General features: G+C 58.3%; 8 protein-coding genes and 1 tRNA gene. 3 read left to right on the forward strand and 6 right to left on the reverse strand.

Translation table 11 applies throughout. The features are described from left to right. Together AB4043_RS05100 and AB4043_RS05105 are read right to left on the reverse strand one after the other, a co-directional pair. On the reverse strand, window positions 1-468 hold a 468-nt coding region (locus AB4043_RS05100; protein WP_442306608.1), incomplete at its 3' end, for a PAS domain-containing protein. A 504-nt stretch (window positions 469-972) separates the two neighbouring features. After that, window positions 973-2,163, reverse strand: a complete 1,191-nt coding sequence (locus AB4043_RS05105; protein WP_442299284.1) for a YncE family protein — start codon at window positions 2,161-2,163, stop codon at window positions 973-975. Window positions 2,164-2,295: 132 nt separating this feature from the next. Between AB4043_RS05105 and AB4043_RS05110 the strand changes: the two genes are divergently transcribed. Further along, entirely contained in the window at window positions 2,296-3,165 is an 870-nt protein-coding gene (locus tag AB4043_RS05110; RefSeq protein WP_442299285.1) for a proline dehydrogenase family protein, read from the forward strand. Window positions 3,166-3,215: 50 nt separating this feature from the next. Here the strand turns inward: AB4043_RS05110 and AB4043_RS05115 are convergent, their stop codons facing one another. The 4 genes from AB4043_RS05115 to AB4043_RS05130 form a co-directional block, all read right to left on the reverse strand. Beyond that, window positions 3,216-4,451 carry a TlpA disulfide reductase family protein gene (locus AB4043_RS05115; RefSeq protein WP_442306609.1) on the reverse strand — a complete coding sequence of 412 codons (1,236 nt, stop codon included), beginning with the start codon at window positions 4,449-4,451 and terminating at the stop codon, window positions 3,216-3,218. A 311-nt stretch (window positions 4,452-4,762) separates the two neighbouring features. After that, entirely contained in the window at window positions 4,763-5,299 is a 537-nt protein-coding gene (locus AB4043_RS05120) for a DUF3106 domain-containing protein (RefSeq protein ID WP_442299287.1), read from the reverse strand. A gap of 216 nt (window positions 5,300-5,515) precedes the next feature. Next, window positions 5,516-6,004, reverse strand: coding sequence for an anti-sigma factor family protein (locus AB4043_RS05125; RefSeq protein WP_442299288.1), 489 nt, complete (start codon window positions 6,002-6,004; stop codon window positions 5,516-5,518). 28 nt (window positions 6,005-6,032) lie between these two features. After that, window positions 6,033-6,761: an RNA polymerase sigma factor gene (locus AB4043_RS05130; protein WP_442299289.1), complete on the reverse strand. Its 729-nt coding sequence runs from the start codon at window positions 6,759-6,761 to the stop codon at window positions 6,033-6,035. A gap of 130 nt (window positions 6,762-6,891) precedes the next feature. On the opposite strand from AB4043_RS05130, the gene AB4043_RS05135 reads away from it, so the two are divergent. Both AB4043_RS05135 and AB4043_RS05140 read left to right on the forward strand, forming a co-directional pair. After that, window positions 6,892-6,966: transfer RNA gene (locus AB4043_RS05135), tRNA-Val, on the forward strand. Between the two features lie 428 nt (window positions 6,967-7,394). Next, window positions 7,395-9,794: a glycosyl hydrolase family 95 catalytic domain-containing protein gene (locus AB4043_RS05140; RefSeq protein ID WP_442299290.1), complete on the forward strand. Its 2,400-nt coding sequence runs from the start codon at window positions 7,395-7,397 to the stop codon at window positions 9,792-9,794. The last annotated feature ends 283 nt before the right edge of the window (window positions 9,795-10,077 follow it).

Raw genomic sequence — 10,077 nt, forward strand, 5'->3', positions numbered from 1 at the left:
GCAAAATCCACGCATCATCGCAGCCTTTCCATCCGGTCCGGCAGCCGTATTTCCCTCGAGGGCGACCCAGCGGATATCTCCGTCGGCCCGGCGAATACGATACTCGGTGAAGAATCTTCCAACGCCAGTCAAAGCTTGTGTGATATCGGCCTCCACGCGAGAGGCATCATCAGGATGGACTTGTTGCTTCCAAATTTCATAGCTAGCTATGCCGCCAGGCTCCAGTCCATGGAGGCGATAGAAGCCGTCAGACCAGATTGAGCGGTTACCGACGATGTCCCATTCAAAAATGCCGGCATTGGCTCCGTCGAGAGCCATACGAACGCGAGCTTCATTCTCTAAACGCAACTCGGCCGCCTGTTTTTCCGCGATCTCGGCTGCCTTCTCAGCGCGCAGACCACGTACCTCAACCGTCCAGGCTGATGTCGCAATGCGTTCCCGTTGCAGGGCGGCGTGTCTTGTCAGCAATCCAACCAACAGGGACCCGGCTATGAAAAGAGCTTCGCGGGTGATCCAGGCGCTTGGCGCCAAGTCGATCCGACGCGCGGAGAAGATGAAATGCTCCAACACAGCTCCAGCAACGACCGCGCATGAGACCGCCCCGGCAGTGCTCCATAGCCAAGCGGTCAACACAACCGCTGGATAGGCAAACAGGTAAGGAGACCGGTGGGTGGGAGGCATGAGGAGAGTGAGGAGGAGCGGCACGATTCCAAAAATCGCGCCATAGAAAACTCGAAGAGAGGTGGGTAGCCGAGTTCCTGAAATGCCCATAGTGCGAAAGGGACGAAAGTTCAAGGCAGGACGCGTCGTCACGACCAGACTCCAGCTTTCAAAAAGGTCGCCGCTTTTTAGATGGCATGGAATGCGACGTAGCAGTCGAAACTGTCGGCCATCGCCCTTTGGCTTTTGTCCAATGTTCGTGTAGTCGAATGTCCAGCAAGCGTCCGTAAAATCCGCGCGTTAAACCGGAGACTACTTCACGTTGAATGCCTTCACTCCGATGGCATTCGGCTGTGCACCTGTGGGCAGCATGGTGAAAAGCTCCGGCTGACCATTGCGGCCAACGGTGCGAATCACTGCGACATCGCCGGACTTCGAATTAGCGGCCAGCAACAGGTGTTCATCTCTTGAGAAGGCGAGAGCATCGGGTGCTGTACCGGTACGGACACTGCCGACCCGTTTCCCATCATCGATGCTGTACAGGCTCAGCATATCCGCACCGAAGTTTGAGACCCAGAAGCTTGTGTTGTCCTTGCTGCTGATCACACCGTGAACGGGATGCGTGCCGATGGGAAAGGTGTTGCTCACTTCATTGGTCCAGCCAGAGATCTCAGAGATCGTGTTTGAGGCGAAGTTCGAAACAAACAGTTCAAAGCCATCTGGCTTGAGCGTGATCTGCATCGGCGTCTCACCTACGTCCAGCATGGTCAAGAATGCATCCCGCTGCAGCGAGGGATCCTGTTTGCCGCGCCACTCATTCGGGTCAGCAGCGAGCCATATTGCCATCACCTGGCGGTTCGAGGAGCAGGTGACAAAAACCTTGGTCGAGTCTCCGATAATGGCAGCGTCTGTCGCGCCGGGACAGTTGCTCCAGGTGCTGCGAAGCTTCAGCGGAGGGCCGGCTTGTTCTGTGGACACGGCATAGACTGAGACCGATCCCGACTCCCGGTTGGTGACCACGACAGCGCGGTCGTCCGGCGCTACCACCACGACACCCGGCTTCTCGCCTGCGCCGACTACAGCGATCTGCCGGCGCGTATCCAGATCGATGACCGAGACCGAGTTCGATCCCGAATTGGCCGTATAGGCGCGCTTTCCATCGTGAGAGACCGCAATGGAGTAGGGACCGCGCTGTACGCCGATGGTGGCTTCAATACGGTTCAGCTCCGTATTGATCACCGTGACGGTGCCGGAACCTGCATTGGCGACGTACACCTCATTCCGTACTGGGTTGACGGCGATGCCTGAGGGCGACTGACCTACTTGCAACACCTTGTCCTGGCGTAGGTACACCAGGTCCAGCACGGTGACGGTATTGGCCGCGCCGTTGGTGACATACGCAAATTCGCGATAGTTTGCCGGGTACTCCGGAAAGGCGCCGCGCCTGCAACCGGCGAGGAGTACCAGCATGGCAGGAAGGGCAGCCCGGAACAGCGATTTCACACGCACAGATGCGAGTGTATCAATCCCGCGCCCTTGCAAAGCAATGCCATGAAGGCTACATTGCAAAGGAACCAGAGGGAAAACGAGACCTTGCTTCGCAGTTTCTTCATCGCACTGTCCCAAAACAAACAGATGCGCGCTTTTTCTGAGCGCTCCACCCTTGGCCGCCGGATGTCCAGCCGCTTCGTCGCCGGCATGTCGCTGGACGAGGCTCTGAAAGCCTGCGAAGACCTCAACCGGCACGGGATGTCCGTTACGCTCGACGCTCTGGGTGAGAGCGTCCTCTCCGAGGACCACGCCCGCCGCACCGGCAGGCTCTACGCGCAGATGCTTGACGCGATCGCCCAGCGCAACTTGAAGGCCAATGTCAGCCTGAAGCTGACGCAAATGGGCATGGATGTCGATCCGCTGCTGGCCGAAGAGGTGGTCGGCGAACTGGTAGAGCAGGCCGCCCGTGTCGGGAACTTTGTGCGCCTTGATATGGAGGGCTCCGGCTATACGGAGGCGACAGTCGCTATGACCGAGCGTCTCTTCCACAAGTACGGCGCTGCCGGCACTGTGTTGCAGGCCTATCTCTACCGCACTGAACAGGATGTCGAACGGCTGCTGGGGCAGGGAATCCGCATCCGGCTGTGCAAGGGCGCCTATAGGGAACCGGCGTCACTGGCCTTTCCAGAGAAAGCCGATGTCGACGCGAACTACCTCAAGCTCGCCAAGAGGTGTATGACCAGTGGTGTCTTCTGCGGCATGGCAACGCATGATGAACGCATTATCGAAGAGCTGAAGCGATTTGCCATCGAAGCAAAGCTGCCGAAGACGGCCTTCGAGTTCCAGATGCTCTATGGTGTGCGACGCGACCTGCAGCGCGCGCTGGTGAAGCAGGGTTGGGGCGTGCGTGTCTATCTGCCCTTCGGCCCGGAGTGGTACCCCTACTTCATGCGCCGTCTGGCCGAGCGCCCGGCGAACGTGATCTTCCTGGCGAAGAACTTCTTCCGGAATTGAAGAAGGCCCACGCCGGCGTATGCCGGCGTGGGCCTTTTCGGGAAAGACTATTAGTTGCTCGCCTTCAGCGTCTGCGACTTTTCGGCCAGCAGCTTCTCGACGAGATCCGTGGTCTCCTTGACCAGCTCTTCGTGAGCTTTGCCGGTCGCGGGGCCGGAGAAGCCGGCATGGATCTCCCGTACCTTGCCTTCGCGATCCAGGAAGAAGCTGGTGGGCCAGCAGTTCAGGTTCTCGGCGCCGGTGATCTTCTCGTTCAACTGGTCAGTGGTTCCGGCCAGCAGCACGGGATAGGTCACGTTGTAGCGCTTGATGAACGCCYTTACACGGACCGGGTTCTTGAGCTGATCTTCATCCTGCTCGAAGGTCAGGCTTACAACCTCCAGACCCTTGTTGTGGAACTTCTTGTAGAGCGACTCGAGCAGCGGAGCCTCATCGTGGCAGTTCGGGCACCACGATCCGCCGATCGCTACCAGGACCACCTTGTCTTTGAACTCCGGGTCCTTGCTGGAGACCGTCTTGCCGCTCAGGTCAGGGAAGCTGAAAGACAGCGGCTGGGCCGGATCCTTCCAACGGGTCTGTTCTGTGGTGGCCGTGGGAGGAGCCAGGTTCTCCTTGCGCGCGTCAACCGGACGGCGAGCGGTCCACTGCTGGTCGTCCTTGAGAGCGTTGGTGACCACCAGGGTGCCGTCATCCTGCGGCTTCAGGGTATAGAGCGCTGGTCCGGCAGCCGTGAAGTGCGACAGGACATACTGCTTCGCTTCGGCGTCGTAGTTGCCGTACAGACCGCCGGTGTCACCATCGATACGCAGGATGGCGCCCTTTATCAGGGTAGGTGTCTGCTCGACTTTCATATTCCAGGCCGACTCGCCCTTGGTGGACGTGCCAACGGCAATCTCCCAATCGCCGTGAATATCGGGCCCCTTGGCAGTGGCTGGTTTGCTCACAGCGCCACGGTGCAGCGCCAGCGGATACTTCGTCGTCGCGGTGCCGAAGGTGCCGGTCAGGTCGTCGCCCTTAACGGTCGCGTCGACCTTGCGGGCGAAGTAGTCAAAGCTCAGCAGCAGGTTCCCATCCGTGGACGAGCCGCTGGTAGCTTCCCAGCGTTCCGGTCCGCTTAGAAAAGCGCCCTTCACGCCATTGGATTCCTGCTTGAGCTCTAGCTTGACGGGGACCTTCTGCCCATGGATCTCAGAGTAGCCCTCCCACGTGCCGGTCAACGCCGATTGGCCAAGGGCCGGCAGAGTGAAGGCGAGAACAGAGGCGAATGTGACAAGACGTGCATTCATGGTGGTTTCCTTGCTGGTGAACTGTTTCGGGTGATTTCTCCGGGGCAAAGTAAGAAGCCCACGACTTCTGGGGAAGGTCGCAGGCTCTCGGAGAATTGGAGGTTTTCTAGGATCAGGAGGGAATCAGGTTGTGAATTCTGACTCTACCGTCCGAAACGCAATTCCACGGCGGCCTGCTGCGGACAGCAGCAGCGGCAACAACAAGCGTGGATGGCGTAATGAGACATCTTCTGCACGATAATCGATTACTTTCGGCCGGTCAAGTTTGAGCGGTCGCGGTACCGACTGACATCCATTGGATGCATCAACCTCTACGGTTGTTGCGGAAGCATCGGCTCTACCTGCATTAGGTTGTTAAGCGTAGAGCGCTCCTGCGGCGTGAAGTCACGGTAAGCAGGGGAGTTAAGGGTGTTCTGCCGCTGCTCCGGAGGCATCCGGCGAAGGTCGCGGAAGGCCCGCGCCACCAGCCGGCGGCGTTCCGTCGGCAATGCTCCAAGCTGGCTCAAAGCGCCACGGACCTGCTGCCGCTGCTGCGGCTCCAGCTTCTCCATCGCTTCTGCACGGTTGATGACACGCTCACGCTGTTGCGGAGGCATGGCATTCAATTGACCCAGCCGGCCCATCACCCGTGCCTGGGTCTCCGGCGGAAGCTGCTGGAAACCGGGCTCGCTGCGCAGAGCATTCTGCTGCTGCTGCGGGGTGAGGTTGCGGTGCTTGTCCATCCACTGGGCAAGATGTTCGCCACGACCGCCGCCTCCGGCGGGTGACATCTGCCGCTGCGGCGCTGGGCGGCGTTGCTGAGCCAATACTGGCATGACCACAGCAGCCGTCAGGGCTAATAGCGTCACGCTCCGTATTGTGCCTAAGCAGTTCATTTCCGTACTTGTGGTACCCCTACGCGTCCAACGATAGCAACTTTCGCGGTAAAAGCCAGAGTGAAATATCACGCCCCGCGTTACTTTTCGGTTCCCGGCCACACGCCTGAGATGCCTTCCATAGAAAGTCTGCAATCCCTTTCTATTAAGGAGGACCCAAAACTCAAGAAAAGGATGCGGTACGGGCTCCTAGGTCTGAGGAGTCCCGTCTTCGTCCTGGGAAGAGTCGTCCAGAAGATCCATCTCCTGGATCGCCTGGTCGTTGTGGTCCAGAATCTGAAGGTCGTCAACCACTGCGGCTCGCACCGGAGGCGTGGACTTCAACTGCGTAACAACCCCTGCGCCGCCCAGCATCAGAACCAGCGCCATGGCTCCGGCCATCATCGGGCGGAACTGGGCTCCGGTGTTATAGAGCAAGCGGGCGCGCAAACGCTCCAGGAATCCGGCCGGAGCAGCCTGCTGCTCAGTGCGGATGCGGGCGTTCACGCGGGTATCAAACCAGGGAGAAGGCTCAGGCGCCGTCCAGGCGTCCATTGCCGCAAATGTCGCACGCAGTTCCTTCAGCTCAACGCTGCACGGTTCACAACCGGACAGGTGAGCCTGGGCTGCACGCGAGGGAGCCTTTGCCGGGTTGAGTACCAGGTCTTCTAGCTCGTTTTGGAATTCATGGCAGTTCATAACAGTTTCATCCCGGCGCCGAAGCGCCTTATACGAAATCCTTCAGTTTCACGCGCAACGTCTGGTAGGCGCGGAATAACAGCGATTTGGTAGCGGACTCAGACAGTTTAAGCACTTCGCCTATTTGTTTGTAGTCCATTCCCTGATACTTGTGCATCAAAACGGCGTTCTTTTGCCGTTCTGGAAGAGCCATCACATGCTGCCGGATGGCTTGCATGCGTTCCTCCCTGAGGAGATCGGCTTCGATCGTCGGCGTGTCATCCGCGACATCGGGCATGGTTCCGGTCTCATGATCCGGCTCATCCAGGTGCACCGTCGGGGCAGAGCGTTCTTGCTTGGTGTCACGCGCATAGTTCACGCCGAGGTTGGTGGCGATGCGGTACAGCCAGGTCGAAAAACGAGCTTCGGCGCGATAGGTCTCACGTGACCGGAAGACCCGCAGGAAGACCTCCTGCGCCAGCTCTTCTGCGACCGCCTGGTTGTGCACCATGCGATACATAAAGCTCACAATTGGCTTGCGGTACTTGGCCAGAAGAATGTCAAAGGCGGCGACGTTGCCGGCCTTCAGCGCCAGCATGGTCTGGACGTCGTCGTTGGCCGCAAAATCGGCCTGTATGCCAGTCACCGCCGGGTCGGGAAGGGTGACGGTATGGAGGTCCGGATTGAGCGCCATCGTGCCCATATCTTTCTGAACACGGTCCTCGGCAGGAGGTTGCGCGCCTTCCTCCGGGAATTTGGATGATCGTGGCTCCGGCATTCCGTTGGCCTATTCTACCGTTTGAGATGCCAGTTGCGGCCAGTGGCGTCATCAGGGCGTCAATGGTATCTTGAATAAGGTCATCGAGGCGGCGTGAGCGGCAGTCCGCGGCCCGGTTCTACCCTTTATAGGGCGCATAACTCAGCGGTAGAGTGCCACCTTCACACGGTGGAAGTCGTAGGTTCGAATCCTGCTGTGCCCACCATCAAATCAATCACTTACAGGCAGTGGCGAAATGGACTTGATGCCATTTGATGCCAAATTGAACCGGTTGTACCGGCCGCATCCTTCCTACGTTGCCGGCTGGTTGACCCTGCGGTGAGCATTTCGAAGACCGCTCCGACCATCTCTCTTTCACACTCTCCGGCAGCTCCTCCATGTACTCGTTTGCCGTCGTGTCGGCTCTTGAGTGCCGCAGATGCGACTGGACGTCCTTCACCGACCCCAGCTTTTGTGCGCGTCGCGATCGTTCGGCGAAGCACCTGGAAGTGAGTGAGACGTCGCTAGATTTCAATCATTGGTGAAACGTACAATTCACAGGTGAATTACGTTGAACGAAGTCAAGCGAGCCCGTAAAGAAGGTGGGCTTGCCGATTTGATCTTCCGAATCTTCTGAAGAGGACATCATCTGTTATGCGGCTGATCGTTTTAGCTGTTGTTACCCTGCTGCCAATACCCGCCGCTCTCTCGCAGATWGTTCGTGCGGGCGGTTCTGCAACCGCGCCTGCCGACCGCGCGGGAACTCCGTTACGACTTTTGTATGACCATCCCGCTGTCGATAACAACGAGGGATGGGTCAGTCAGTCGTTGCCGCTGGGCAACGGCTATATGGGTGTGAACCTGTTTGGCGGCGTACAGCAGGACCGGCTGCAGATTACCGAGAACAGCCTGGTGGACGCTCCAACGGAGAAGATCGGCGGCTTGAATAACTTTGCCGAGGTCTTTCTGGAGTTTCCGCACACGGCGCCCAGCAAGTATTCACGGGACTTGGTGCTGAACAGTGCTACCGCTCATGTTTCCTACGATGATGCGGGTATTGGTTACCAGCGGGAATATTTCGCCAGCTACCCGGACAAGGTATTCGTGATTCGCCTGCGCGCCTCGAAGGCCGGCGCTTTGGAATTCACACTCCATCCCACAATTCCTTATCTTGCCGACTTCCGCCATGCTAAAGACGACAACCGCGGTAAGCACGGCGCGGTCAAGGCTGACGGCAATACCATCACCCTTGCAGGAACGATGGACTATTACGGAATCAAGTTCGAGGGACAGTTCAAGGTGATCCCTCAGGGTGGAACGCTGACCGCAGCGAATTCTGACGGTGGCTCCATCAGCGTACGGGGTGCAACCAGTGCCGTCATTCTGATCGCCATTGGCACCAATTATCAGATCGGGAATCCCCAGGTGTTCTCGGCTACCGATCGGCTGGACAAGCTCAAGGGCTTTCCCGATCCCCACAAGAAGGTCAGCGACACCATTGCTGCAGCGGCTACCCGCAGTTATGACGATCTGCTGGCGCGGCACGAAGCGGACTACACAAAACTTTATGGCCGGGTAAATTTCAGCCTCGACACTCCGATGCCGTCGATCACCACCGACAAACTGATCGATGCAGTTCGATCGGGTGAATCAAGCGGTTACCTGGACGAGCTCGCCTTCCAGTTCGGCCGCTACCTGCTGATCTCTTCATCTCGGTCCGGGGCGTTGCCGCCAAACCTGCAGGGCCTATGGAATGTTTATCAGGATCCTCCCTGGACAGCAGGCTACTGGCACAACGTGAACCAGCAGATGAACTACTGGCTCGCGTTCAACACCAACCTTCCGGAGTTGTTTGATCCCTATATTGATTTCTATCGAGCCTATCTTCCTGCCCATCAAGCCCTGGCGAACCAGTACCTTACCCAATATCACCCTTCCGGCTTAGCTACCGACGGTGACAACGGTTGGGCGCTGGGCAATTCCATGCGCCCCTACGAGCGTAGCGGTAAAACCAGTCATTCCGGGTTCGGCACTGGCCCATGGACCACGATGCTGTTCTGGGACGACTACGATTTCACGCGAAATAGAAAACTACTCCGCGAAGTCGTCTATCCGGCCATGCGTGGACAAGCGAACTTCCTGTCGCGCTTCGTGCAGGACGTTGATGGCAAGCTGCTCGCCAAGCCATCGTCGTCACCGGAAAATGCCAACAGCCTGCAGACAGTGGGCGCGACATTTGATCAGCAGATGATTTATGAAAGCTATCGCGATACGATCGAGGCGGCTCGGGCCCTCGGCATCCACGACCCGTTGATTCCCGTTCTCGAGGCACAGCTGCCTAGGCTCGACCCAATTCTGATCGGCGATTCAGGGCAGATCAAGGAATATCGCGAGGAAACTACCTACGGATCGATTGGGGAGCCTCATCACCGGCATATGTCTCAGCTCCTTGGGCTCTATCCCGGGCAGTTGATCAATTCGACATCGCCGACTTGGTTAGCAGCAGCGAAGGTTTCTCTGGAAGGCCGCGGACTTACCACCGGTACACCAGGCTGGGCGGTGGCCCAGCGGTTGGCCACATGGGCACGTACCGGAGACGGTAATCAAGCCTATGCGTGCTATCACACATGGCAGGCGAATCATGCGATGCACAACCTCTGGAATAACCATCGAGATTCCACGACGACGAAGCTCTTCCAGGTCGACGGCAATTTCGGTGTGACTGCCGGAGTCGGCGAGATGTTGCTGCAAAGCCATGAGGAAGTCGTCGCTCCTCTGGCCGCTCTTCCGAAAGCGTGGCCGAAGGGCAGCTATCGCGGCCTGCTGGCTCGCGGCGCCTTCGAGGTCTCCGCAAACTGGTCAAATGGACATGCGGATCGTTTCGAGATTCTTTCTCGAGTTGGTGGTTCACTCAAGCTGCGCTATCCGGCAATTGCAGGCGCCACGGTTCGCACTTCGAGCGGCAAGAGCGTCATGTTTAAGCGGGTGGACAATGCTGAGATCAGTTTCGAAACCAAGGCCGGCGAAACATACGTCCTCACCGCCATCCCCTAATCGGCTTCAACCAGGGATTGCTCAAAAACTGCTTTGATGCGGCACTATACGCCGACAGATTGGTGTAAAAAACTGGTCTGACCGATAGATGGTCAGGAAGCCCGGTGGGTGCGAGAATGAACGCTCCGGTGCAAACCGACACAAGCCTTGCCAGCCGCGCTTGAGTGTTGGCCTTTGTCGCACGGCCGCTTTGGCGAGGCTCGCGTGCCACTCTTCCTCGGTAGGCCGATACAACATACGATGGCCCCCTTCAACTCTCCGGGCCGCTCGATTGGTAGCGGGC

Origin of the sequence: Terriglobus sp. YAF25, assembly GCF_052113305.1 — a bacterium.
Taxonomy (GTDB): Bacteria; Acidobacteriota; Terriglobia; order Terriglobales; family Acidobacteriaceae; genus Terriglobus.

What these genes read in the sequence shown, in the direction of transcription:
- AB4043_RS05130 (WP_442299289.1), bottom strand. Translation starts at nt 6,761, where the DNA reads ATGCCGGAGCCACGATCATCCAAATTCCCGGAGGAAGGCGCGCAACCT.
- AB4043_RS05125 (WP_442299288.1), bottom strand. Translation starts at nt 6,004, where the DNA reads ATGAACTGCCATGAATTCCAAAACGAGCTAGAAGACCTGGTACTCAAC.
- AB4043_RS05110 (WP_442299285.1), top strand. Translation starts at nt 2,296, where the DNA reads ATGCGCGCTTTTTCTGAGCGCTCCACCCTTGGCCGCCGGATGTCCAGC.